The organism is Polynucleobacter sp. JS-JIR-5-A7 (genome assembly GCF_018687935.1).
In the GTDB taxonomy this organism is placed as follows: domain Bacteria; phylum Pseudomonadota; class Gammaproteobacteria; order Burkholderiales; family Burkholderiaceae; genus Polynucleobacter.
This window is the reverse complement of record NZ_CP061308.1, coordinates 1,002,558-1,027,225: the sequence shown is the minus strand read 5'-3', so window position 1 is coordinate 1,027,225 and position 24,668 is coordinate 1,002,558. Positions and strand designations below refer to the sequence as shown.

The window sequence follows — 24,668 nt, the reverse complement described above, 5'->3', positions numbered from 1 at the left end:
TATTTTCTTTGCGATTCTGCTTTCCTTAATAGGGCATCTATTGCTTTTTTTCGGTATGCCGTTTATTTCATTCGGAAACCCCCCAGAGATTGCTGAAGATCTCATCATTAATACCGAGCTTAAGCTTGAACCTCCCAAAAAAATTCAAATGGTTAAGGCGCCGAAGAAGAAGGTTACTAAAGATAACTCTTCAATGAGCCCGCTCGATAGCAACAGTGCAGATGCAGGAGAGCAGGGTGGAAGCTCTAATCAAACGGGCGTTGCTTTCAAATTGCCAGGATCAGGCATTCTCTACTACGACGCTTATGTGGATGGTCAGCAATATCAAACAGCAGAAATTGATTGGATTGTGGAAGGTAACTCCTATCGACTCTATATCAATATTCCTTATGCCTTTGTTGGCCCCTTTGTTTTTGAATCTAGAGGTTCGGTCGATGCGTATGGGATTGCGCCCGCGATTTATTGGACGCAGCGGGGAACCAAGCCACCACGTTATTCACGCTTTGATCGTGATGAAAAGGGAGGGGGGCAAATGTACTTCTCAGAAAAGCCTGAATTTACCCCTACTATTGTTCCTGGCACCCAAGATCGTTTTAGCCTGATGTTTCAATTAGCTTCACTTTTAAATGGCGATAGCAAGATAGATGAAACTGGTAGCATTCGCTCCATACCTGTGATTGATTACAACACGCTAGAAAATTGGCAATTTAAGAGCTATGGAGAGGCTCTCAATGCTGATATCCCTAGCCTTGGAAATACAGTCAATCGGCGTTACGGCTTGATGCAACGAGAAAAAGACCCTTACAAGCGTCAGGTAGATATATGGCTGGCAAAGGACTTGGAGTGGCTCCCCGGCAGAATTCGCTCACTGGAAGCCAATGGCCGAGTATTAGAGCTGGTATTTAAGCAAAAGAACCCGATTTCAGAAGGTAAAGTACTCTAATCGCTAGATCCTGGCTTTGCACTCTGATTTTGGCCGTTGTGTCCCAATAAGGCACCCATCATCGTGTACAAAGCTGCCCCTGACATGGATACGGCAAAGATCCCTGAGAAAGAGATGATGATAGGCAATATGCGCCATTGCTCAGATAATTTGTAATCTCCATAACCGACGGTTGTATACATTTCACCTGCAAAGTAAAAGGTCTGGGGATTGGTCGGGAATACCTTTAAGGCTACACAGATATAAGCCCAAACTACGATTTCGCTCAGATGAATGGCAATGACCAATAATATGGCTATGAAATAAGATAAAAAGCTGGCGCCAAAGATTCTGCGTTTTGTCATGACATCATCAATCCAGTGAAACGCTCCAGCAATGCCGAGAACAGCTACTGCATGAATAGCCAGCATCAAACAGGCAGATACAACCATAATCCAAATTTGACCATTGCCCATATCAGCATTGATCTCGCCAAAAAGAGTTGTAAAGCTGGGTAGGTCGGTATTGTTAAATAGATTGATCATGTTGGTTTAGTTTGAATTTCCTACAGAAATATCTTATTTGACATAATAATGATTATACGCAAAAATGATATATCAAGAAGCGGCTGACCGAACTTTAGCGGGCCCTGGATATGACTCTTTATAGAGGCGCTGCCAGCGTGATTTGAGCCCATCCGCTATCCAAGGCTTCTGGTATATCTCCGCAATATCGATGGCCGAAAAACCATTCAAATTACGCATGCGTAAGTCAGCGCCTTTATCAAGCAGCAATTTTATTAGCTCCTCATTGCCTGCTTGAGTGGCCATCATCAATGGTGTGGTGCCATTCGGAGCTCTAGAATCAATCATTGCTCCATTGGCGATTAAAAATTGAGCCACATTCAATTGACCCTTTGCACAAGCATAGTGCAACGGTGTCCAGCCAATATGATCAATTTTGGCCTTGTTTTGCAGCACCAAAGTCTTAACTACTGGTAAATCACCCTCTATAGAGGCCAGCATTAGGGGCGTTTCACCAAAAGAATTGGATAGATCTACATCTGTTTTCTTATCTTTGAGTAAAAAATCAATCACTTTTGCGGATTTATCTCGAATTGCGATGACGAGCATTGGATCGCCTTTAGAATCGACTGCATTTGGACTCACACCAGCCGCAATGAGTGCTTTCACCTCTGAGATGTCATCAAATTTGGCTGCTTTAGTGAAATTGGCAATTTGCGCTTCACTTTGTCCATAAGAGCTGATTGATACACCCAAAATAGCTAATAAAGCTAATGATTTAAAAGTAAACTTCGACATTAATTAGCCATTCTATCTATTTGAAAACATTGATAAAAATTATCACTTGTACTACTAGCAAGCTTCTCTATGGGGACGCCCTTGAGGGTGGCAATAAATTCACCAACTTTAGATACCCAAGCAGGTTCATTAGTCTTGCCACGATAAGGAATTGGAGCTAAATAAGGCGAGTCTGTTTCTATGAGCATGCGCTCTAAAGGAACCTGTTTACAAGTCTCTTGCAGGTCTTTAGCACTCTTAAAGGTGACAATGCCCGAGAAGGAGATATAAAAGCCCATATCCATCGCTTTACGGGCCACCTCTAAGCTTTCGGTGAAACAATGCATCACCCCGCCAATCCCATCAGCACCCTCTTCCTTCAGAATATTGATGGTGTCTTCGGAGGCCGAACGTGTATGAATAATCAACGGTTTCTTGGCTAAAAGTGCGGCCCTAATGTGGGTTCTGAAGCGCTTTCTTTGCCACTCCATCGATTCATAGCTACGCTCACCCATGCGGTAGTAATCCAAACCAGTTTCACCAATGGCAATTATTTTGGCTTGCTGTTTAGCTGTTTCAACCAAAAACTCAACGCTTGGTTCGGGGGTATCCTCATAGTCGGGATGAACACCGACGGAAGCATATAAATGCGGGTGATCCTGAGCAAGCTTCAAAACATTCGGAAAATCTGGCAAATCAACTGAAACACAGAGCGCATGACTGACTTTAGCTGCCTTCATATTTGCTAAGACTTCCGGCAAGCGGGCTTGAAACTCCGGGAAATCCAGATGGCAGTGTGAGTCGATAAACATACCTACATTTTAGTCTGCCTGAGCGCCCTAGCCTTCAAAGACTTGCTGATATTGAGAAAGTAATGCTTCTAGTTGAATACGGCTGGCGAGAGGATGATTTTCTGAACGACGAGCTTGCACTAGCGATTTCCAAAACTGATGGAGTTTGAGGCTTCTGGCGCTTTGCGCCAGACTCTTCAGAGTTACAAGATGTTTGGGGTAATAACGAGGACTTCCACCCTGTGAAACCAACTGGAGATCTGAAACCCAACGTTGCATAGTAGCTAGTAAAAATGAATATTGCGCTTTATGAATCTTTTCAGCTGTTTCTAGCCAGGCAATCCGACCGCCCTGTGTCATCGATTGCAATAAAAGACGAGAAGCCGCAATGGCGATAGTTAGCTCATCTTTATCGTCTTGATGATGACGAGCGATTAAGGAATCCAACACAGAATAGGGTGCCCCGCCCTGCTCGTCATAGATCGTTTCGATATCCCCATCAATGACTTTAAACCCTGCGATCTGTGGTAGCTGATCTTTTAGCCATGCCAAGCCCTCGCTGCGATTTGGGCGAGGTGCTGTCAATAATCGACAGCGTGATCGTATGGTTGGTAAGACTCGATCAACACGATCTGCTAATAAGATAAAAATAGTATTGGCCGGAGGCTCTTCTAGTGATTTCAATAGAGTATTAGCTGAATCAGAGCGCAGCATTTCAAGTGGGTAAATTAAGATGATGCGATTACCACCCCGATGCGAACCTATTGAAAGACTTTCGATCGCACTGCGGGTTTCTTCAATCGAGATATTTTTCTTTTCTTTTTTCTCGGCTGGTTCACTATCAGAATCATCGCGAGCAACTTTGCCTTTTTTTGTTACTTCATCTGCCTCATAATCAGCTTGCGGCAAAAGTTTGCGGTGGGTTTCCGGTACCAAAGCAATAAAGTCAGGGTGGTTGCCAGTATTAAACCAATGACATGCTTCACATTGATTACAGGGCTTGCTCGATCCTGGACTGGATTCGCACAGCAAAGCTTTTGCTAATTCAACTGCAAAAGCAAATTTACCAATACCTGATTGACCATGTAACAAAATCGCATTGGGAAATTGCTGAAAGTCTAATCCTTCCCATAAGGGTTGCAGCCATGGTGCAACCTTACTATGTTGCTTCGCCGGAAACATCAAGTCATTCATTTAGAAGTTGATCTTGAGAGCTTGTAAGCCATTCCAAATAGCCTCTGGCGTTTGGGTCGCATCAACTAAGTGAAAGCGCTGAGGATCTTCTTTAGCCCGTCGCAGATATTCTTGGCGTACTTTTTCAAAGAAATTCAGATCCATTTTTTCAAACTTATCCGGCGCCCTTACTTTAGAGCGACGCGCCTCTGCCACTTCGCCAGGTAAATCAAACAAGATGGTTAAATTGGGTTGAAGTAATGCACCGTCTTCACGACCTTGTACCCATCGTTCCAGGTCATTTAATTTCGCGATGCTAAGACCTCGGCCGCCGCCTTGATAAGCAAAACTTGCATCGGTGAAGCGATCTGAAATCACAATCTTTCCGGCCGCTAGTGCCGGCTCAATCACTTGCGCTAAATGCTCTCGGCGGGCTGCAAACATTAAGAGCGCCTCAGTTTCTAGATTCATCGGCGCATCTAATAGGAGTCCACGCAATTGCTCGCCTAAGGGGGTTCCACCTGGCTCACGAGTCACCACCACTTCATGATTTGGGTAGTACTCTTGCATCAGCTTGCATAATGCATCGATATGAGTACTCTTGCCAGCACCATCAATACCTTCAAAGCTAATGAAATATCCAGGAGAATTTGCAGTCATATTATTTTGATTTGGGGGCGAGTTTGCGCTGATAGCGATCAACGGCAGATTCATGTTCGCCTAAGGTTTGTGAAAAATGACTCGTTCCATCCCCCTTGGCCACAAAATATAGGGCCTTGCTTTGAGCAGGTCGAACAGCTGCTATCAACGATTCTTTGCTGGGCATAGCGATAGGCGTAGGCGGCAATCCTTTGTTCATATAGGTATTGTAGGGACTATCTTTGCGCAGGTCTGCCTTACGTAAGTTGCCATCGAATCCTTTGCCAATGCCATAAATCACTGTAGGGTCGGTCTGCAGCTTCATGCCTTGATTGAGTCGATTCAGAAACACTGCCGCTACTAAGCCTCGGTCACTAGATCGGCCTGTTTCTTTCTCAATAATCGAGGACAAAATCAAGAGTTCATAAGGCGTTTTGAGAGGGGAGCTGGGATCTTTTTGATCCCAAGCTTGTAAAAGTTGTTTTTGCATTGCCACAGAAGCGCGCCGGTAGATATTGATATCGGGTTCATCGGGATCAAATACATACGTATCCGGAAAGAAGATGCCTTCATCGCCAGGATAAGTAAGATTCAGGCTTTGCAATAAAGCTTTTGAGCTAATGCCTTTGGTTTGATGTATCAATGCTGGGTGAGAATCAACTAGAGCGCGAAGTTGCCATATAGTCATGCCAGGAATAATGGCGATACTTTCACGCACTCGATCACCGCGCGCAATCTGTAACAATATTTTTCCGAGGCTCGCTTCTGTCGGTAATAAATAAGTACCTGGCTTTAATTTTGAACCAACAAATAATGCGCGGGCACTGACTTGAAACGGCAGCATAGGGGTTGATAGACCCTGCTCTTGCAATTGTTGAGCAATACTGCCCAAGCTAGATTGCGGAGAAATTTTGACTTTATAAAGCAATGCCTCTTGAGTATTGGTCTGGCTTGGCACAACAGGCCATAAAAAAATCCCACCATAAATAAATACCAGAGCACCTATTAATACCAGCAGGTAGGATCGTAAGCGACGACCCCAAGTCTTTTTCTGGCTAAAAAAGGATCTTCCCTGAATTTTTCTGCGCATCAGGCTATGATAAAAGGAGATGACACAGACTAATCAAAACACGCAAATTCAAGCACAAGTCCCCTCTTTTGGGCTCACTCCACTCTCGAAATGGGGCCTCATCTTTGTTGAGGGTCCAGATGCTGCCAGTTTTCTGCAAAATCAGCTCACGAATTCTGTTTTAGGTCTAAACCGCACTATATCGCCTCAAATTGCTTATTCCTATCCATCAGCAAGACTGTTGGGATACTGCAGCCCTAAAGGCAGATTACTTGCCAGCGCATGGGGTGCGTTAATGCCTAGAGATGCAAGCGCTGATGACCGATTCGCGCTCTTTATTTCTAAGGATAACGCTGCCAGTACTGCCAAACGGTTGGCAATGTTTGTATTGCGCTCTAAGGTCAAGGTAACTGATGTGTCGGCGCTCTGGAATATTTCTGGATACTTTGACTTGAGTGATGCGATCCCATCTTTCGCAATTAATGACTCTCAAATTGGATTGCGCTTGCCTGATGTGCTCGCCAGCAATCAATCCTATGGTCGTGTATTGATTGCTCAAGAGAAGGTCAATGAGTTATGCGATCAGGCTGCACTTGATATGTGGAATGATTTAGAAGTTTTAAGTGCTATTCCCCGTATCGTATTGGCGACGCAAGAACAGTTTGTCCCACAAATGATTAATTTTGAATCGGTTGCTGGGGTCGACTTCAAAAAAGGTTGCTATCCAGGACAAGAAATAGTGGCCCGTAGCCAATATCGGGGCGCCATCAAAAGACGTCTATTTTTGGCACATATTTTAGAAAAAGACCTACCAATAGACTCAACTCAGCCTGGTACTGAGTTATTTCATAGTCAGGACCCCAGTCAGCCAGCGGGGATGGTGGTTCTATCAGCCCCTAGCCCCTTAGACCCTGGCAGAACCGATCTTCAGGTGGAGTGCAAATTAGAAGCGCTCGAACATGGGGAAATTCATCTAGGAAGCCCCCAGGGACCTGTGTTAAAAATAGACTCATTACCCTATCCCTTAATCGAAATCTAATTTTTTATAACCCATTTCATGTGCCTGATTCTTTTTGCCTGGAACTCACATCCTGACTACTCTTTAGTAGTTGCGGCGAATCGTGATGAGTTTTATGAGCGCGACACTGAAGGCATCGCCTATTGGCAAGAACACCCCCATGTATTAGCGGGTAGAGATCGTGCCGATGTCTTGGGTAGTCCTGGTACTTGGCTGGGCTTTACGAAAACGGGAAAGTTTGCCGCCTTAACGAATGTGCGCGCGCCTAGCGAAAAGAATCCAGATGCTAGAACACGTGGTGAGCTTTCCTTGATGTATCTCACCAGTAAAGATAAGCCGGCCGAGTTCATGGGAGAAAACTCGAAACGCTTTAATCAATACAACGGCTTTAATTTATTGATGGCAGATTTAAGCGATCCGCAAAATGCAGAAATGCATTGGGTCAGTAATCGCATGTTGGTAGGTCAAAATATCCGCCCTCGCAAAGTCTTTCCGTATCAACCGCTTAACCCTGGCGTGTATGGTTTATCTAATGCGATGCTGGATACTCCTTGGCCTAAAGTCAATCATCGGGTAGCCGCTTTTGCCCAAGTGTTGGCAATGGATCACGGTCAGCTCAAAAGTGCTGATCGATATCTCAAGCTATTAGCTGATACCCACCATGCTAGCGATCATGAATTACCCAGCACCGGCGTTAGCAGAGAGTGGGAAAAAGCACTATCCCCCGCCTTCATCAAAACACCTTCGTATGGAACACGTTCCAGCACTGTTTTAAGAGTCCGTAAAGATGGGCAATTTGAGATGGTGGAACGTCGCTTTGATGCTAGCGGTACTGTTGGCCATGATGTCGTCACCGGCGCATTAAGTACCGCGCCTGGCTCAAATCTATCAGTTTAAAAACACGTTCATTTTATTTTGAACGAAGGTCTTCGTTCACTACCCGCTCACCGCTGCTATCGCGTGCTGGCAGACGCTTAATGTATTGGAATGTTCCCGTTGCCATGCAACAGACTTCCCCTTGATCGTTGTAGAGCTTTGCTTCACAAAATGCCATAGTCGCTGTTCTACGAACTGTATCTGCTTTCACTCGCAAGACTCCATTAGCAGCTTGCATAAAATTATTCTTGAGCTCAATGGTGACTACACTACGATCACTCGGATCACCAGATCTAGCAGCAACAGCCATCGCGACATCCATCAAGGTTAATAACACCCCGCCATGAGCCACTGCCCAGGTATTGGTATGCTCTGGCTTTAGGGCCAACAGGATTTCTCCCTTTCCCATCTCAGCGCTGAGAAAGCGAACGCCCAATAGTTTTAAAAAAGGAACATTTAACTCCTCACCTAAATTGGCGAGTTGAGTTTGGGGATTAATTTGTACTTGTTTAGTCATACTGGCAATTTTAGAGGCTTGAGCACCATTTTGGGAATACACCTAGAATAGCTTGATGGCCTTTACTTTAAGCGGCGATGACGTCTGCCAGATCACCTTTCCGAGCCCAATTCCAGATCCTTATTGGGTAGCATTTTCACCTTCTGCGGCCAATCTTATTCAGCTCTCGGTTTCTCAGGATGGCCTGCCTTCTGATCCCGCATGGCTAGAGCTTCTAGCGGGAAACTCCTTAAGTAATGGCAAGCATGATTTTGCTAAGCCAATTTCAACAGTCTATAGCGGTCATCAGTTTGGGGTCTGGGCTGGTCAATTGGGTGATGGCAGAGCAATTTTGCTTGGCGAGGCTAATGGCCAAGAAATTCAACTCAAAGGTGCTGGCAAAACTCTGTATTCCCGTATGGGTGATGGACGAGCCGTCCTCAGATCTTCTATTCGAGAATTTTTATGTAGCGAGGCCATGAATGCACTCGGCATCCCAACAACTAGAGCGCTTTCAGTTGTTGGTTCAGCATTACCAGTTTTCCGCGAAACGATGGAGACTGCTGCTGTTTGTGCGCGCTTAGCACCTAGCTTTATTCGGATTGGTCATTTTGAGCACTTCGCTTCTACACAAAGCATCGTGCGGCTCAAAGAGCTAGCCGATTTATTAATTCAGGATCATTACCCTGAATGCAAAAACAATGTTGAACCTTATCTCGAGCTATTCAAACACATCAGCGTGCGTAATGCCAAGTTAGTGGCGCAATGGCAGTCTGTTGGTTTCTGCCATGGGGTCTTAAATAGTGACAATATCAGCGCACTTGGCCTGACGATGGACTACGGACCATTTGGGTTCTTAGATCATTTTGAAATAGATCATATTTGCAACCATAGTGATCACGGAGGTAGATACGCATACCATCGCCAACCTCAAATCATGCATTGGAATATGGCCTGCTTAGCCAGCGCCTTCTTACCACTCCTTGAGCTTACTCACGATGAAAGCCAAGCCCAATCAATATTACGCGAAGCCTTAGAAGAATTTCCTGTAGCCTATGCACAAGCATGGCAATCTACATTCAGACAAAAATTAGGGTTACAAACCTCTCAAGATAGCGACATCCAACTGATAGAGCGCTTATTGCAGGCAATGCATGATTCAAGCGTGGATTTCACCAGCTTCTTTAGACAACTTAGCCAAGTTAAATTAGAGCAAGCCATTGAGAAAATCACGCTAAGAGATCAATTCGTGGATCGTGTGGCAATAGACCAGTGGTTTACAGATTATCTTCAGCGCCTCATATCAGAATCTAGTCAAGATGCTGCAAGAATCCAGGCGATGAACCTAGTAAATCCTAAATATATTTTGCGCAATCATTTAGCACAAGCGGCTATTGATAAAGCACAACTACATGACTTTTCAGAAGTCACGCTATTAATGAATATCCTCAGCAAGCCCTATGATGAGCAGCCTGAGCATGAAGAGTATGCAGCGCCACCACCTGCAGATTTAGAAAGAGTTGCTGTGAGTTGCTCTTCTTAAGAGTTTGGAATAGATAATACTTATCGGAGCATAGATGAAAAAAACGGATCAAGAATATAAAAAAATCCTCAGCGATATTGAGTATCGAGTTACTCGTGAAGCGGCAACTGAGAGGCCTTTTAGTGGCAAGTATTGGGATCATTGGGCTCAAGGAAAATACACTTGTGTGTGCTGTGGCACCCCCCTCTTCTTGTCTGATACCAAATTTGATGCTGGTTGCGGATGGCCAAGCTATAACGCCCCTCAAGAGACATCATCTATCAAGGAAGTACGTGACACAACTCACGGCATGATTCGTACCGAAGTACGTTGCGCCAACTGTGATGCCCATTTAGGGCATGTCTTTGATGATGGCCCCATGCCTACTGGTCTACGTTACTGCATCAACTCTGCCTCTTTGAGCTTTGATCCCAGTGAGAATGCCCAAGCAAGTAAAAAAGACTAAGGCCGTAAAAAGGCTTGTGAGCTAAATAGCGGGATAATCCTACCTATGAAATTTTTATTTGACCTCTTCCCCATTATTCTGTTCTTTATCGCCTTTAAATTTGGTGATATCTATACGGCGACTATCGTAGCCATGGTTGCCACCATCGGACAGATTCTCTGGGTCTATTATCGTCATCGCAAAATCGATGCGATGCAATGGGTCAGCCTGGTGATGATTATTGTCTTTGGAAGCCTAACCATTTTCTTGCACGATAAGACCTTTATTCAATTGAAGCCAACCGCCCTCTATTGGCTCTTTTCAGGCGCTTTGCTTATCAGTGCAATGTTCTTTAATAAGAATTGGATTGAAGTATTAATGGGCAAGCAGGTAAGCCTCAAACCTGAGAGTTCCCACTCTGTATGGCATCGACTCAATCTGGCATGGTCAGCCTTCTTTTTCTTCATGGGTGCCCTCAACTTATATATTGCATTTGAATATTCTGAGGAAACCTGGGTCAATTTCAAACTCTTTGGCAGTACTGGACTGCTGGTAGCCTTTGTCATCATCCAAGGTGTTTGGCTATCACGCCATATGGAGCATCCAGAACAATGACCCTTAACCAAAAACGCATTACCCTGTTTGAAGAAGATTTAAATAAGGCTTTTGATATTCAACGGCTACAGATCGAAGACGAGAGTCATCTGCATGCGGGGCATGCGGGCGCAGCCTCAGGCGGTGGACACTTTAAGGTCACCATCGTTGCCCCAGAATTTCAGGGATTAACTCTGGTCGCCCGTCATCGGGCAATTTATGCCGCTTTGCATCGCCATATTCCTAGCGAAATCCATGCCTTAACGATTACTGCCCAGACTCCACAGGAAGCCAATATCTAGCCTGCTTTACACTCTTGCAATTCATTACTTTTACTTGATAGTCACCATGTTAAATACCCGTCACCTGATCTCTTTTAGCCTAGCCGCACTCCTGATTTCAGCACCAACCTTTGCGCAAAATGCAGCCATCGTGAATGGCAAGTCCATCCCTAAAGCTCAGCTAGATAAATTGGTGCAAAAGTCAGGGCAAGGAGATAACCCTCAGGTACGCGATCAAGCACGTGAAATGCTGGTGACTAAAGAATTAATTCTGCAAGAGGCTGATAAGCGTGGCGTGATTCAAAAAGAATCTGTGCGCGAACAGTTAGAGCAATCACGCGTAGGCATCTTAGTTGCTGCTGTTTTTGAAGACTATATCGAAAAAGAAGGTGTCACTGTGGCAGAACTCAATGCTGCTTATGAATCGGTTAAGACGCAATATACCGGCAAGGAATACCATATCGAGCATATTTTGGTTGAGAAAGAGACTGATGCAAAAGCCATCATTGCTCAAATCAAAGCCGGCGGCAACTTTGGAGAGATTGCTAAAGCCAAGTCAAAGGATCCGGGTTCAGCGACGAACGGCGGCGACCTTGGCTGGGTAAATGACAAAGCACTTGTTCCAGAGTTCTCTAAGGCAATGGTGCAACTAAAGAACGGTCAAATGACTGATAAACCAGTGAAATCACAGTTTGGCTGGCACATCATTAAGACAGTTGACTCTCGAGATATGAAGGCGCCTAGCTTTGACGAACTCAAGGCAGAGTTGAAACAGATGATTGCTTCTGATCAAAATTGGCAGAAAGCTAAATTTACCGAGATGATGCAAAAACTTCGTGCGAAGGCAAAAGTTCAGTAAGAATTGCTGAGTAAGGGCTCTTGGCTTCTTAGTTACTAATCTTTTCAGTTGGATGGTGATGAGGTCTCATTTTCTGAATTGCCATCCCCGCTATTCCACAAGCAAAAGCGGACATCACAAAGACATCTCGAGGTTGAGAAAGATCCCAAATCCAACCGGCACATAGTCCACCAATAGTGCCACCTAAACCGTAAGAAACGGTAGCCATAATAGCTTGCCCCCTTGCTTGTAAGGGACCGGTAAACCAGCGCTGCAGTAATTTTGTGGCAGCGCTGTGGTGAGCTGCAAAAGTAGCAGCATGCATCAACTGCGCAACAATCAATACAGAAGTGATTGGTAAAAAGGCAATCAGAATGAAGCGGATCACACCAATTCCAAATGCGCCTTGTAATATCACCTCAGCATCCAATCGGCTCAGCAATTTATTTTGGAAGTAAAAGAAGATTACTTCTGCGGCAACTCCTAAAGCCCAAAACAAGCCGATTTGAAATTTGTCGTAACCAAGGTCTGCCAAATATAGTGAATAGAAAACGTATAAAGCAGCATGGGCGAAGATCATGAAAAAGCCAGAGATCAAAAACCACCTTACGTCTGGATTAATAAGCACAATAAGTAACTCGCCTTTCACCATTTTGCGACGCTCCATCTTGGGCTCGTGCAAGAAAAAAGTAATGAGCGCCAAAGCAAATAACACAATGACACCAACTATTGGATATAACTCAATACCTTTACGCTGAAATAATTCACCTGCAAATAAAACCATGGTGATGAACCCGATTGAACCCCATAAGCGCAGGCGTCCATAACGCTGATCAAACGAATTGTCTTTGTATAAAGCATGAATAGTTGCCGTCTCGCCCAAAGGCATTTGACTACTCAAGATCGTATGTAATACAAACATCCAAATAAAGAAGCTGAAGTAGCTATGTAAAAAAAAGATGCATACGAAGACTAAGGCGGCCAAACAAGCACAAACACGAATGATGCCGATGCGATTAGAGAGGTAATCTGAAAGCCAGCCCCAACTAAATGGACCAACGATACGGGTAACTTGTAGCATCGACATCAGTACAGCAATCTCGATGACATTAAAACCATGATCTAAGAAGAAAAGGCTGGCATACGGTGAAACCAAGCCAACATAAGCAAAATATAAAAAGAAAAAGGACCCGAAGGCCCAGCGAAGCGAAGGCGTCATCTTAGTGGGATTTACTAATCGCTTTTGGAGCCAGGTCGTGCCGCAGGAATAGGCGATACCTCAAGCTTGACATCAGCGCACTGAGCGCGATGACGCAATGCATGATCCATGAGGACTAAAGCTAGCATCGCTTCAGCGATTGGGGTTGCTCGTATACCAACACAAGGATCATGACGTCCCTTAGTTTGAACAGTCATTGGCTTGCCATGGAGATCAATGGATTGTTTAGGGCTCATGATGCTTGAAGTTGGTTTGATCGCAATCGATACTCGCAGGTCTTGACTAGTGCTGATGCCACCCAATGTACCGCCGGCATGATTGCTAGCAAAGCCATTAGGAAATAATTCATCACCATGTTCACTGCCGCGCTGAGCCACTGACTGAAAGCCAGAACCAATTTCAACTCCTTTTACAGCATTGATCCCCATCATGGCATGGGCAATATCTGCATCAAGCTTATCAAACAAGGGCTCTCCAAGACCGATAGGTACATTACGAGCACGCACCTCAATTCGAGCCCCACAAGAATCTCCTGCTTTGCGCAGTTCATCCATATAAGTCTCTAATTGCGGAATGATCTTGGCATTCGCAGCAAAAAAAGGATTTTGTTCAATCTGTGCAACATCCTCGAACGGAATTTCGATGTCGCCGAGTTGGCTCATATAGCCGTAAAACTCTGTGCCGTATTGTTGCTGCAGCCATTTTTTTGCAATAGCTGCAGCTGCCACTACAGGTGCTGTGAGGCGAGCTGAAGAACGGCCGCCGCCCCGTGGATCACGTAGTCCATATTTATGGTGATAGGCATAGTCGGCATGACCAGGTCGAAATGTTTGCAATATATCGCCGTAGTCTTGGCTCCGTTGGTCGGTATTGCGTATCAATAGACCAATGGGCGCACCGGTCGTTTTGCCTTCAAAAACACCCGACAAAATCTCAACCCTATCTTCTTCTTTGCGTTGAGTGACGTGACGAGAGGTGCCAGGCCTACGACGATCTAGGTCTGTTTGTAGATCAGCCTCACTCAAAAGCATGCCAGGAGGGCAGCCATCAACCACAGCCCCGATTGCGGGACCATGTGATTCACCAAAAGTGGTAACAGTAAAAAGAAGGCCTAAAGTATTTCCTGACATACCCACATTATGTCATTTGTCCTGAATATTCGACTAGAAATCCTTAATTAGCGGCCTTTTCAGTATCTTCTGGCCAGTCGCGAATATAGGCCTTGAGCATCGAGTTCTCGAAGTCTTGAGCCTCTACAACGGATTTTGCTACATCATAAAAAGAGATCACACCCATCAACATCTTTTGATCAACTACCGGCAGGTAACGAGCATGATCAACTAACATCATGCGACGCACTTCGTCGATTTCAGTTTCCATATTGCAGGTCAAAGGCTTCTGATTCATCACTGCATTGACTTGCAAATCATCTAATTTGCCATGATGGCTTGCTAATGCTGCAATCACTTCACGAAAAGTGAGGATCCCAACTAGCTTGTCATACTCCATCACAACCAAAGAGCCAATGTCATGCTCGCTCATGATCAGCACTGCCGTTTGCAACGCAGTCTCGGGAGCAACGGTAAATAAAGTGCCGCCCTTCACACGCAGAATGTCATGAACTTTCATGTCGTCTCCAAAACAATGAATATCTCAGTTCAATATAGACCCAAGCAAGCACCGAATCAAGATTTATTGTTTATTTTAGTAACGAATAACCCTAATGACGCCACTTCGAATGCTCGGTAGATTCGCTACTAGGACGGCTCCAGCCAAGGTAATCCACCAAGTCAAGTAGATCCAAAGCAAGGCTAGCGGGAAGATAGCAAAGGCCCCATAGACCGTTTTATAAAAAGCGGTATGGGTTAAAAAGACTGCAAATCCAAACTTCATGATTTCAAAGCTGAGGGCGGCAAAGAAGGCGCCAAAGATGGCATCTTTCCAAAAAATTTGAGAATACGGCAGGATCTTGTAAACAACCGTATAAACCAAGACAGCCAAAAATAGTGGTGTCACGGTAGCGATGAGACGAAAACCAATGGAGACTGCCTCCGTCCAGCCCTGAGAAGCGCTGAATAAGACGCCACTTAAGTAGATACCTAGTCCTAATAATATGGGTCCCAAAACTGTCGCAGCCCCATAAATCACAATCTTTTTATGAAGCGGGCGATTTCTTTGTACCTTGAAGATTTGATTAAATGCCCCTTCAATGACTGACAAAGTCATGATGGCAGTAATAAATAAGCCAGCTAAACCCAAAAGAGTTAAGCCCCTGGCTTGCGCAGAAAACTGATCCAAGTAAATAAAGAACTGTTGATTAATCCCGCCCGGCATATAAGTATCTAATAGCCAAGTCTTAAAGGCATTTTTAATCTGAATCACCTTGGGTAAATAGCCAATCAGCATGGTTGCAATCGTGACCATAGGAACCAAGGAGAGAATCGTTGTGTAGGCTAAGCTGGCTGCGATTTGGTTCAGTTTTTGGTCTCGATTACCCTCCCAGATCTCTTTAGCAAGAGAGAGCCATAATTGGGGGTTACGAAAAAGGCGCATCGCCGTATCATAAGAGAATATGAACCAACACGATATTTTAGTTTTGTACTACTCCCGCTATGGGGCAACCAGAGATTTAGCGCGACTCATTGCCGAGGGTATTGAAAGCGTTCCTGGGGTCAATGCTCGTCTCAGAACGGTTCCTCCGGTTTCCACCGTTTGCGAGTCTAGCGAACCTGCGGTCCCAACTGAAGGCGCCCCCTATGTTGAGTATTCTGATTTACAAGAATGTATTGGATTGGCACTCGGTTCGCCTACCCGTTTTGGCAATATGGCAGCTCCCATGAAATACTTTTGGGATGGCAGCTCTTCCCAATGGTTAAGTGGTGCACTCATCGGTAAACCAGCTTGCGTCTTTACCAGCACCGGCAGCATGCACGGCGGACAAGAAAGTACTCTGTTAACGATGATGATTCCCCTGCTTCATCACGGCATGATGATCCTCGGTTTGCCTTACAGCGAATCCGATTTAATGTCCTCTGCCACAGGCGGAAGCCCTTATGGCGTAACTCATCTTGCCCATGCCGATGGGAATGCTCCGATTAGTCCTGAAGAACAACGCTTAGCAAAAGCGCAAGGTAAACGTCTCGCTCAAACCGCACTGAAGCTGATCAAGACTTAATGCATGATGGCTAAGAAAATTCTGGATAAAAATCCCTATCAATTAATTGCTACCGCTGCATTTATTGATTTGTTCATTTTGTGTGTTGCTTGGGAGTGGTTTATCTCGCCTCTGCGACTTGGTGGCTCTTGGCTGATTCTGAAAGGCATCCCATTGCTATTTGCTATTCCAGGCCTCTGGAAAGGTCAGGTTTACACCATGCAATGGGCTTCCATGTTGATTTTGCTCTACATCACCGAAGGCTTAGTTCGCATCCTCGAAACTGGTGCCAATTTTTGGATGGCTGTCTTAGAAACTCTATTAGCAACAATTGGTTTTGTTTGCCTGTTAATGTATTTAAAGCCCATTAAAAAAGAAGCGAAGAACTTGGCTAAACAAAAGTTACAAGCAGCGCAAAAATGAAACAGATCCTTGGTGAGCTCCATCAAATTCTAGAGCAGAAATTTATTCTGACCGCAGATCAGGATAAGGCACCTTATCTCACTGATTGGCGCAAGCGTTACACGGGCAAAGCCTTGGCCGTGGTCTTACCTAAAACAGCCCAAGAAGTAGCCAAGATTGTGCAACTGTGTGCAGCCAACCAAATTGCTGTGGTTCCCCAAGGTGGTCATACTGGATTTTGTGGGGGCGCTACACCAGATGACTCTGGTAAACAGATTGTGCTCAACTTAAAGCGTATGAATACCATTCGAGAAATTGATGTTGCTAACCAAACGATTACTCTTGAAGCAGGTTGTATTTTGCAAGCGGTTCAGGAAAAAGCTGCCGAGCAAGACTTCTTATTTCCTTTGAGCTTAGGGGCAGAAGGCAGCTGCATGATTGGGGGTAATTTAGCTACCAATGCTGGTGGCACTAACGTGCTGCGTTATGGCAATACCCGCGATCTGTGCCTTGGTCTCGAGGTAGTAACCGCGCAAGGTGAAATCTGGAATGGCTTAAAAGGTTTACGCAAAGACAATACTGGATACGATTTACGAGACCTTTTTATTGGCTCTGAGGGTACTTTAGGCATTATTACCGCCGCAGTTATGAAGTTATACCCGATGCCAATCTCTCAATGGACAACCTTAGTGGCAGCCAATAGCGTTGCCTCCACCATCGCTCTATTAAATTTATTTCAAAAGCATGCCACTTCCCTTTTGACCGGTTTTGAGATGATGACCCAAGAATCCTTGGCCCTCAATGAAAAGCATTTTCCGCAAATGGCAAATCCCCTAAAGGGAAATCCACCCTACACCGTCTTGATTGAATTATCAGATCATGAAAGTGAAGCCCATGTGAGACAACTGCTAGAAACGATCCTGGAAGAGGCATTTGAGGCAGGATTGATTGCCGATGCCGTGATTGCAAATAGTCTAGCTCAGGCCAATACCTTCTGGCAGATGCGAGAGCACATCACCCTCGCTCAGGCTCAAGAAGGCGCCAACCTCAAACATGACATCACCATTCCGCTTTCAGCCTTGGAAAGCTTTATTCAGGAAACAGATACTTTGATGCGCTTGAAATACCCGGGGGTCAGAATTATCAATTTTGGCCACTTAGGTGATGGCAACCTTCACTACAACATTGCTCCCCCATTTGGAGTGGACCCAAAGGCATTCAATTTGGTCAATGAAAAGCCGATTCATGAGCTGATCTATGCTCAAGTTGAGCGCTGCCAGGGCTCTATTTCTGCTGAACATGGGGTTGGCCAGCTTAAATTAGATGGTTTGCGGGCTCACAAGGGTGAAGTTGCCCATGACCTGATGAAGACCTTAAAACGGGCTTTGGACCCTCAAAACATCCTCAATCCACATAAAGTCGTGTCTATTTAAGAAATTTCTGATTTTTTAGGAATTTTTTGTATTTTCTGTCATCTAGACTTCTTTCTGATGCGTTGTATGGCCATGGAGGTGACAAATATGTCAACAAGACTCAAACGTTGGGCCCGCGCTATTCAGCAAAATGATGTATCCAAAAGAACGCCTGAAGTGGCTATTGGCTACTTAGACAGCAAATATCGCGATATTGCATGGCGTTATATCCGAATTCTTGGCTTTGAACGTACTATCAGCTTCATGGCTAGCAATAACTTCCATCCAGAATAAGTAACACCTTAAGAAATAAACCTAAATACTTGATGTATTTAGGTTTTTTCTTTTATAGGTCTATATACCCAGAAGATTAATAGGAGCACTGCGAAAGCTGAGCAGGCTCCTGAAAAAAGGAATGCGGTAGTTGGGCTACTAGACTCATACAGCCAACCAAAGATCAAAGAAGCTGGAAGTAGCATGATTCCAGAACTCAAATTGAACCAACCAAAGGCTGTCCCAGTTAATCCGCTAGGTGCTAAATCTGCCACAAGAGCCTTCTCTACCCCTTCGGTTGCTGCCTTAAATAGGCCATAAAGCGCGAATAAACCAAAAAGCCAGCCAACTGTCAGGCTGGAGTAGCTCATTCCAGCATAAATCAGGGCATATGCAGCCCAAGCGATGGCTATGAAATATCGACGACTAAATCGATCCGATAGAGCAGAAAGCGGAGTTCCAAAAACAGTCGTTATCAGGGAAATCGTCGCCCAAAGCAAGGGTATTTGCTCTTGAGGCACTCCAAGCTCTCTAGCCCTTAATAGTAAGAACATGTCTGAAGAATTGCTCAATGCAAAAAGGCCAACTACCAATATATAGCGCTTAAATTCAGGGGGTAGACCTGCCATAGACCAGGTAAATTTCAAGGGGGCATCGCCAGCAACCCTCGGAGGCTCTTTTAAGCACAACGCAAGCATTACGGTAATGACCCCGGGAATAATGGCCCAGAAAAAGATCTCACGCAGTGGTACATGTTGCGCAAGCAAGAAGGCTGCCAAGATCGGGCCAACGACCGCACCAGCATTATCCATAGAGCGATGCAAGCCAAAGGTAATGCCTCTCTGATTAGCGGGAACACTTTCCGCTAGAAGCGCATCCCGGGGAGAGCTTCTGAGCCCCTTACCCAGACGGTCAGTAAATCGAATCATCAGGACCACTAGCCATGAATTAGCAAAAGCAATGAGCGGCCTTCCAATGCCAGCGAGAAGATAGCCAAACACAATCCAAGGTTTTGTTTTCTTGGTTCTGTCTACGATGACTCCAGATACCAGTTTGAATAAGCTTGAAGTGGCCTCAGCAATACCTTCAATAATGCCAATCGCTTTAGGCCCTGCCATTAGGACCGAAGCTAAATACAAAGGCATCAAGGGATAGAGCATTTCACTGGCCGAGTCATTCACAAAACTAATGAGGCCTATTAACCAAACAGTCTTGGGTAATGTAGACAGGGTTTTGAACATATCTAGCCAATGTAGCACTATTCAATAGCTTTAGAAATTATTTCCAATAGCGTCACAATTGCTTGAAACTGAGCCTAATAAGACGTAGGATGAGTGATGCATTTGTGAAAATCACACCTAATAGGAAACATCATGAGTCAAAAAAAATTAGTAAAACAGCTGATGAAAAAGCTCGATAAGCTCGAATCTGATCGTGAAAAATTGATTGATAAGTTGGCTAAAGCACTCGATAAATTGGAAAAGAAAGAGGTCACCAAAAAACCCCCTGTAAAAAAGACTGCCGTCAAGAAAACCCCTGTCAAGAAAGCGCCCGTTAAAAAAGCCGTCGCCAAGAAAACGACTGCACGAAAAGCGCCAGCTAAAAAGAGTTCAGCTTCTCCGCCGGCCTCACCGAGTTCTGCAGCTTAAAGGGTGAGCAAGGACGATAACAATAGTGATCATCATGGTTACTATCGACTTTTACAGATTGAATTAGTCAAACTTCAGCGAGAGATCATTGCAGGTGGTTTGAAACTTTTAGTCATTCTTGAAGGTCGCGATACCGCTGGAAAAGATGGCACGATCAAACGGCTCACAGAAAATCTGAGTCCTCGCGAAACCCACGTTGTTGCTCTTGGAAAACCCTCCTCTCGCGAGGAAGGCGAATGGTATTTCCAGCGTTATGTAGCAGAGCTACCTTCTGCTGGTGAATTTGCGATCTTTAATCGTAGTTGGTACAACCGTGCCGGCGTTGAAAAAGTCATGGGATTCTGTACTGAAGCGCAGTACAAACACTTTATGGGCTCAGTGAATGATTTTGAGTCTTTATTGACGGGCTCTAACATTCAAATCATGAAGTACTATTTAGATATTGATAAAAAAGAACAGGCCGATCGTTTAGAAAGTCGTAAGACTGATCCACTGAAGCAATGGAAGGTCAGTCCTATTGATGAGCAAGCTCAAAAGAAATGGGAGGCTTATAGCATTGCCAGAGATCTCATGTTAGAGCAAACCAGCTCGAAAGATGCGCCTTGGACTGTGGTGAATGCTAATAGCAAAAAAGAAACTCACCTGAATCTGATTGCCGATCTTCTGTCTCGAATGCATTACCACGGCAAAGACGCAAAATTATTATCAGTGAATCCAGAAATAGTGATGCCCTGCCCACCATTAGGTACTAAGGCACCAAAATTAGCCTATTAATTCGTTAGAGTAACTTATTTAACTACAAGCTTAGTTACAGCTAGAGTTACCTTACTCTTTAAAGAATTTTTTCGCTTCGACTATTAATTCATCAGGCAATTCTTCTGGGATGTAATGTCCAGAAGTTAAGGCTCTCCCTGAGACTTCATAAGCGACCTCTTGCCAATCCTCTAGAGGCTTAAAGCATTTATTTACGAGACCATGCTCGCCCCATAAGACATGGATCGGCATTTGTAATTTCTTGCCCGACTCGCGGTCTGCTTGATCATGAACGAGATCAATAGTGGCAGCAGCCCGATAGTCTTCACACATGGCATGCATACTTTGGGGGTTGCTGGTTCCTGCCAAATATTCCGCCCAACGGTCTGGACTAAAAATTCCAGTACCTGCATGGCGACCCATGTGATTTTTTAACCAATACTCGGGGTTTGCGCCAATCATGGTTTCTGGCACGGGTTCTGGTTGAATGAGGAAGAACCAATGCCAATACCCTTTGGCAAATTCCATAGTGGTGTTTTCATACATGGTTAGTGTTGGGGAAATATCCAAGACCATTAGCTTCTGAATACTGCTGGGATAGTCCATAGCCATGCGATGCGATACTCTTCCGCCACGATCATGCCCCAACAAATAAAACTGCTCGTGACCTAAAGCCTTCATCAAGGCATGCTGATCCGCTGCCATGGAGCGTTTTGAATATGTGGAGTGGTCTGACTTGCCGTCTGGTGCAGATGACCCACCATAACCTCGCAAATCTGAGGCAATGACTGTGTAATGTTTAGCAAGTGCAGGAGCAACTTGCTGCCAAATTGCCTTGGTTTGTGGAAAGCCATGCAATAACAATAGCGCCGGACCACTGCCACCAACTAAGTAAGCAATCTCAATCGGACCATCATCTGATGGAACAGTCATAATCTTTTGGTCGAATGCTGGGAATGTGACGCTCATAGTGTAGATACTTATCGATCTGCTGCTGCCTGAATCTCAGCAACAGTTAAGTAGCCTTTATTGCCAGAATCAAGATAGTTAAAGTGATCATAGATACGTGGCATACAACCTTTTGCCTCAATCTGAGTCAATTTGCCATCATGATTGATGTCACACTTAGCAAACCGCTGCGCAATTTTTTGATTGCGGGATGCATCATCTGCATAACTCAATGCAGGAATGACAGCCAAGGCGGCAATACAAGAAAATCTGGAGACATAAGAACGTTTCATAGAAAAGTCTTACTTCCCAGTTGGGGTTGGATTGGCAGAGGTTTCCATGGCAACACGCACTACCTTCTTAGCCATTTCAATAAAGGAGTCAACCGAACCCGAACCAGTTCTAAATGACTCGCCCTGGATGGTAACCAAGCCTTCGCCTAATAACTGCTTAGACAGACTATCGGTTATCTTACTTTCTACCAGTAAGGCAGGAGTTTTGGAGTTCACACCACCAGCATAGGCAGCGGCATTCACCGCCAAGCCAATGGGAGTGAAATTCCAAGGTTGTAGACTATCGGCTGAATTTTCTGCGCCTGTAATACCAACGGTAATTCGGGCAACACCCGGCCCAGGGCTACTGACAATGCGAATATTCCCACGAGAATTAATAGCGGCCACCATCGAGTCTTGCAGGGTAACCTGCGCTTGAGAAATGGCCTCAGCACTCACCTCTTTCGTAGCGCTTTGATTCAAGTAAATGGGATCCAAAATAACCGCGGTATAGCTAGCAGGATTAACGCCTGCAATCCGGTATCGCCAAATCCGAGTATCTGATTGGCTGGTAGCCATTGGCTCGAGCAGGGAGTAATTGGGTAAAAAACCTGATCTAGGCATCGGTTCAGAAGCCAGTTTTGGAGTATTGCTACAAGCAAGCAAACCAATAGCAACAAGTGCTGAGGCAATAACGACATTCAATTTACGCATGATGCTTTCTTTTTAGATACAGATTAGTCCGGAGATGGACACGGTAACATACCGCCAGTTTTTTTATGAAGCTGTGGTTTGCAATCGACTTGCGGTGTTACCTGAACTGTAGGGGTCGACTTTGTTGTGGTAGTTACGATTGGTATTGCTGCTGTACCAGCATTAGAAATGGTTGGTGGAGCAGCAACGGCTGTAGTTGAACTAGTTGTCGTGGCTCTAGGTGGCTCCAGACCAACAGAGCGATAGAAAGATTTATCCGTACCTGGGCACGGCATGACAGCACCAGTCTTTGGATTAATGACATCTTTACACTGAGGATTCGCCTCAAGCCTAGACTCTAATTTGGCTACAGTACAAGCTGAGAGCATCAACATACCAAGCGTTGTGGCGATGCATAACTTGGTAAATGAATCATTCATTAATAATAGTGTTTTCTTTAGTGATCTAATATTTTTGAGAGGAAGTCTTTTGCACGATGGGATCTCGCATCTGGGTTGCCGAAAAATTCATCTTTGCTGCAATCCTCCAGAATACGCCCTTGATCCATAAAGATCACGCGATTACTGACTTTACGAGCAAAACCCATCTCATGGGTAACGCAGCACATGGTCATTCCTTCATTTGCAAGCTTCACCATAACATCTAAGACCTCACCAACCATTTCAGGATCTAGGGCCGAGGTTGGTTCATCAAAAAGCATCACAATCGGATCCATGCTCAAGGCACGCGCAATGGCAACACGCTGTTGTTGACCGCCTGAAAGTTGCCCAGGAAACTTATCTTTCTGAGCAGTTAAGCCAACACGCTCGAGATACTTTAAGCCATGCGCATTAGCCTCGTCAGCAGAACGACCAAGCACTTTCATTTGCGCAAGCGTTAAGTTCTCGGTAATGCTCAGGTGCGGAAACAGCTCAAAGTGCTGAAACACCATTCCCACTCTGGCCCGTAACTTTGGTAGATTTGTTTTAGGATCATGCAAGCGCACCCCATCCACAGTAATCTCACCAGCCTGAAAAGGCTCTAGAGCATTGATGGTTTTAATCAAGGTCGATTTACCTGAGCCTGAGGGTCCGCAAATCACAACTACTTCCCCTTTTTGAATATTGGTAGTGCAATCGGTCAGGACTTGAAAGTCTCCGTACCACTTCGAAACGTTTTGCAGTTCTATCATGAGGATTTAGGAATAGTCAGTATTAAATAAATAAGGGATAAATTACAAATGTATTAACGAATAATCGCTACTTTGGAGTGAACTGCTCTGACGATCTTCGATAGCGAGAAACAAATAATGAAATAGGTAAAGGCAGCCAAGAGATAGGTCTCCATAGGACGGCCATAGTTCTTGCCGGCAATCTCAAAGCCCTTTAATAAATCATAAGCACCGATGGCATAAACCAAGGAAGTATCCTGAAACAGAATGATGGTCTGCGTCATGAAGACGGGAATCATGTTTCTGAAGGCTTGCGGCAATACGATAAAACGCATATTTTGACCATAGGTCATGCCTAAGGCTTCCGCAGCATATCCTTGACCCTTGGGTACCGACTGAATACCAGCGCGCACAATTTCAGAGAAAAATGCTCCCTCAAAAGCAATAAAAGTGATGGTGGCGGATAAGTCAGCACCGATGGGCCTGCCAATCAACATGGGTATCAATAAAAAGAACCACAAGATCACCATCACCAACGGAATGGAGCGCATGGTATTCACATAAATAGTTGCTGGGTAGACTAAGCTAGGTCTACCAGATAAGCGCATCAAAGCTAAGAAGGTACCAAAGACAATCCCGCCAACGGTCGCAATGACTGTCAGTTGCACACTAAACAGCATGCCTTTCAGGATGTAATTCGTGAAGAGTTCCCAGTTATAAAAACTGAGGTCTAGACTGAGCATAAAACCACCATGAA

General features: G+C 44.9%; 32 protein-coding genes. 14 read left to right on the top strand and 18 right to left on the bottom strand.

Going from position 1 to position 24,668, the window contains the following annotated elements:
* Window positions 1-55 precede the first annotated feature (55 nt).
* The gene (locus AOC29_RS05315) at window positions 56-943 is read left to right on the top strand and encodes a DUF3108 domain-containing protein (protein WP_215297141.1); all 888 of its coding nucleotides are present in this window, start codon (window positions 56-58) and stop codon (window positions 941-943) included.
* Here AOC29_RS05315 and AOC29_RS05310 read toward each other — a convergent pair.
* The 6 genes from AOC29_RS05310 to mltG all read right to left on the bottom strand — a co-directional run bounded on the left by AOC29_RS05310 (window position 940) and on the right by mltG (window position 5,916).
* Window positions 940-1,467, bottom strand: a complete 528-nt coding sequence (locus tag AOC29_RS05310) for an ion channel (RefSeq protein WP_215297139.1) — start codon at window positions 1,465-1,467, stop codon at window positions 940-942. The two genes, AOC29_RS05315 and AOC29_RS05310, sit on opposite strands and share 4 nt — an antisense overlap.
* 72 nt (window positions 1,468-1,539) lie before the next feature.
* On the bottom strand, window positions 1,540-2,244 hold the full coding sequence (locus AOC29_RS05305; protein WP_215297137.1) for an ankyrin repeat domain-containing protein: 705 nt from the start codon (window positions 2,242-2,244) through the stop codon (window positions 1,540-1,542).
* Window positions 2,244-3,035: a TatD family hydrolase gene (locus AOC29_RS05300; RefSeq protein WP_215297135.1), complete on the bottom strand. Its 792-nt coding sequence runs from the start codon at window positions 3,033-3,035 to the stop codon at window positions 2,244-2,246. The genes AOC29_RS05305 and AOC29_RS05300 overlap by 1 nt, the downstream gene beginning before the upstream one ends.
* Before the next feature lie 27 nt (window positions 3,036-3,062).
* Window positions 3,063-4,208: a DNA polymerase III subunit delta' gene (locus AOC29_RS05295; protein WP_251370075.1), complete on the bottom strand. Its 1,146-nt coding sequence runs from the start codon at window positions 4,206-4,208 to the stop codon at window positions 3,063-3,065.
* Window positions 4,209-4,847: a dTMP kinase gene (gene tmk / locus AOC29_RS05290; RefSeq protein ID WP_215297133.1), complete on the bottom strand. Its 639-nt coding sequence runs from the start codon at window positions 4,845-4,847 to the stop codon at window positions 4,209-4,211.
* A gap of 1 nt (window position 4,848) precedes the next feature.
* Complete coding sequence (mltG, locus tag AOC29_RS05285; RefSeq protein WP_215297131.1) at window positions 4,849-5,916, bottom strand: endolytic transglycosylase MltG; 1,068 nt, start codon at window positions 5,914-5,916, stop codon at window positions 4,849-4,851.
* 19 nt (window positions 5,917-5,935) lie between these two features.
* On the opposite strand from mltG, the gene AOC29_RS05280 reads away from it, so the two are divergent.
* Both AOC29_RS05280 and AOC29_RS05275 read left to right on the top strand, forming a co-directional pair.
* Window positions 5,936-6,934 (top strand): folate-binding protein YgfZ, encoded by a 999-nt coding sequence (locus AOC29_RS05280; RefSeq protein WP_215297129.1) that lies wholly within the window; start codon window positions 5,936-5,938, stop codon window positions 6,932-6,934.
* An 18-nt stretch (window positions 6,935-6,952) separates the two neighbouring features.
* Window positions 6,953-7,810 (top strand): NRDE family protein, encoded by an 858-nt coding sequence (locus tag AOC29_RS05275; RefSeq protein WP_215297127.1) that lies wholly within the window; start codon window positions 6,953-6,955, stop codon window positions 7,808-7,810.
* Window positions 7,811-7,823: 13 nt separating this feature from the next.
* Here AOC29_RS05275 and AOC29_RS05270 read toward each other — a convergent pair whose 3' ends face one another.
* On the bottom strand, window positions 7,824-8,306 hold the full coding sequence (locus AOC29_RS05270; protein WP_215297125.1) for a PaaI family thioesterase: 483 nt from the start codon (window positions 8,304-8,306) through the stop codon (window positions 7,824-7,826).
* Window positions 8,307-8,361: 55 nt separating this feature from the next.
* Here AOC29_RS05270 and AOC29_RS05265 point away from each other — a divergent pair, with 55 nt between their 5' ends.
* The 5 genes from AOC29_RS05265 to AOC29_RS05245 are packed head-to-tail and all read left to right on the top strand — an operon-like array spanning window position 8,362 to window position 11,986.
* Window positions 8,362-9,828, top strand: a complete 1,467-nt coding sequence (locus AOC29_RS05265) for a YdiU family protein (RefSeq protein WP_215297123.1) — start codon at window positions 8,362-8,364, stop codon at window positions 9,826-9,828.
* Window positions 9,829-9,862: 34 nt separating this feature from the next.
* Window positions 9,863-10,273 carry a peptide-methionine (R)-S-oxide reductase MsrB gene (gene msrB, locus AOC29_RS05260; protein ID WP_215297121.1) on the top strand — a complete coding sequence of 137 codons (411 nt, stop codon included), beginning with the start codon at window positions 9,863-9,865 and terminating at the stop codon, window positions 10,271-10,273.
* A 45-nt stretch (window positions 10,274-10,318) separates the two neighbouring features.
* Window positions 10,319-10,867, top strand: coding sequence for a septation protein A (locus AOC29_RS05255; RefSeq protein ID WP_215297120.1), 549 nt, complete (start codon window positions 10,319-10,321; stop codon window positions 10,865-10,867).
* Entirely contained in the window at window positions 10,864-11,148 is a 285-nt protein-coding gene (locus AOC29_RS05250; protein WP_215297118.1) for a BolA family transcriptional regulator, read from the top strand. Before AOC29_RS05255 ends, AOC29_RS05250 begins: the two co-directional genes overlap by 4 nt.
* A gap of 46 nt (window positions 11,149-11,194) precedes the next feature.
* Window positions 11,195-11,986, top strand: a complete 792-nt coding sequence (locus AOC29_RS05245) for a peptidylprolyl isomerase (protein ID WP_215297116.1) — start codon at window positions 11,195-11,197, stop codon at window positions 11,984-11,986.
* 28 nt (window positions 11,987-12,014) lie between these two features.
* Here AOC29_RS05245 and AOC29_RS05240 read toward each other — a convergent pair whose 3' ends face one another.
* The 4 genes from AOC29_RS05240 to AOC29_RS05225 all read right to left on the bottom strand — a co-directional run bounded on the left by AOC29_RS05240 (window position 12,015) and on the right by AOC29_RS05225 (window position 15,737).
* Window positions 12,015-13,184 (bottom strand): MFS transporter, encoded by a 1,170-nt coding sequence (locus AOC29_RS05240; RefSeq protein ID WP_215297115.1) that lies wholly within the window; start codon window positions 13,182-13,184, stop codon window positions 12,015-12,017.
* Window positions 13,185-13,198: 14 nt separating this feature from the next.
* A complete protein-coding gene (aroC, locus tag AOC29_RS05235) occupies window positions 13,199-14,314 on the bottom strand; it encodes a chorismate synthase (protein WP_215297113.1) in 1,116 nt (371 codons plus the stop codon).
* 43 nt (window positions 14,315-14,357) lie between these two features.
* Entirely contained in the window at window positions 14,358-14,813 is a 456-nt protein-coding gene (locus tag AOC29_RS05230; protein WP_215297111.1) for a CBS domain-containing protein, read from the bottom strand.
* A 75-nt stretch (window positions 14,814-14,888) separates the two neighbouring features.
* Window positions 14,889-15,737, bottom strand: a complete 849-nt coding sequence (locus AOC29_RS05225; protein ID WP_215297109.1) for a YhjD/YihY/BrkB family envelope integrity protein — start codon at window positions 15,735-15,737, stop codon at window positions 14,889-14,891.
* Between the two features lie 19 nt (window positions 15,738-15,756).
* Here AOC29_RS05225 and wrbA point away from each other — a divergent pair, with 19 nt between their 5' ends.
* From wrbA to AOC29_RS05205, 4 genes are all read left to right on the top strand, one after another.
* A complete protein-coding gene (gene wrbA, locus AOC29_RS05220) occupies window positions 15,757-16,359 on the top strand; it encodes an NAD(P)H:quinone oxidoreductase (RefSeq protein ID WP_215297107.1) in 603 nt (200 codons plus the stop codon).
* A gap of 3 nt (window positions 16,360-16,362) precedes the next feature.
* Window positions 16,363-16,761, top strand: coding sequence for a DUF2069 domain-containing protein (locus AOC29_RS05215; protein ID WP_251370074.1), 399 nt, complete (start codon window positions 16,363-16,365; stop codon window positions 16,759-16,761).
* Entirely contained in the window at window positions 16,758-18,173 is a 1,416-nt protein-coding gene (locus tag AOC29_RS05210) for an FAD-binding oxidoreductase (RefSeq protein WP_215297106.1), read from the top strand. Before AOC29_RS05215 ends, AOC29_RS05210 begins: the two co-directional genes overlap by 4 nt.
* 87 nt (window positions 18,174-18,260) lie before the next feature.
* Window positions 18,261-18,446, top strand: a complete 186-nt coding sequence (locus AOC29_RS05205; RefSeq protein ID WP_215297104.1) for a hypothetical protein — start codon at window positions 18,261-18,263, stop codon at window positions 18,444-18,446.
* 38 nt (window positions 18,447-18,484) lie between these two features.
* Here AOC29_RS05205 and AOC29_RS05200 read toward each other — a convergent pair whose 3' ends face one another.
* Window positions 18,485-19,666, bottom strand: a complete 1,182-nt coding sequence (locus tag AOC29_RS05200) for an MFS transporter (protein ID WP_215297102.1) — start codon at window positions 19,664-19,666, stop codon at window positions 18,485-18,487.
* A gap of 132 nt (window positions 19,667-19,798) precedes the next feature.
* On the opposite strand from AOC29_RS05200, the gene AOC29_RS05195 reads away from it, so the two are divergent.
* Window positions 19,799-20,074: a serine/threonine protein kinase gene (locus tag AOC29_RS05195; protein ID WP_215297100.1), complete on the top strand. Its 276-nt coding sequence runs from the start codon at window positions 19,799-19,801 to the stop codon at window positions 20,072-20,074.
* 3 nt (window positions 20,075-20,077) lie between these two features.
* Entirely contained in the window at window positions 20,078-20,848 is a 771-nt protein-coding gene (gene ppk2 / locus AOC29_RS05190; protein ID WP_215297098.1) for a polyphosphate kinase 2, read from the top strand.
* Window positions 20,849-20,899: 51 nt separating this feature from the next.
* Here ppk2 and AOC29_RS05185 read toward each other — a convergent pair whose 3' ends face one another.
* Genes AOC29_RS05185 through AOC29_RS05160 form a run of 6 tightly spaced genes read right to left on the bottom strand, consistent with a single transcriptional unit; the run spans window position 20,900 to window position 24,654 of the window.
* Complete coding sequence (locus AOC29_RS05185; RefSeq protein ID WP_215297096.1) at window positions 20,900-21,796, bottom strand: alpha/beta fold hydrolase; 897 nt, start codon at window positions 21,794-21,796, stop codon at window positions 20,900-20,902.
* 11 nt (window positions 21,797-21,807) lie between these two features.
* The gene (locus tag AOC29_RS05180; protein WP_215297094.1) at window positions 21,808-22,068 is read right to left on the bottom strand and encodes an EF-hand domain-containing protein; all 261 of its coding nucleotides are present in this window, start codon (window positions 22,066-22,068) and stop codon (window positions 21,808-21,810) included.
* 9 nt (window positions 22,069-22,077) lie between these two features.
* Window positions 22,078-22,761: a DUF3313 domain-containing protein gene (locus AOC29_RS05175; protein ID WP_215297092.1), complete on the bottom strand. Its 684-nt coding sequence runs from the start codon at window positions 22,759-22,761 to the stop codon at window positions 22,078-22,080.
* Between the two features lie 23 nt (window positions 22,762-22,784).
* Window positions 22,785-23,180 (bottom strand): hypothetical protein, encoded by a 396-nt coding sequence (locus AOC29_RS05170; RefSeq protein WP_251370073.1) that lies wholly within the window; start codon window positions 23,178-23,180, stop codon window positions 22,785-22,787.
* A 17-nt stretch (window positions 23,181-23,197) separates the two neighbouring features.
* Window positions 23,198-23,932: an amino acid ABC transporter ATP-binding protein gene (locus AOC29_RS05165; RefSeq protein WP_215297091.1), complete on the bottom strand. Its 735-nt coding sequence runs from the start codon at window positions 23,930-23,932 to the stop codon at window positions 23,198-23,200.
* A gap of 53 nt (window positions 23,933-23,985) precedes the next feature.
* Complete coding sequence (locus AOC29_RS05160) at window positions 23,986-24,654, bottom strand: amino acid ABC transporter permease (RefSeq protein WP_215297089.1); 669 nt, start codon at window positions 24,652-24,654, stop codon at window positions 23,986-23,988.
* Window positions 24,655-24,668 lie beyond the last annotated feature (14 nt).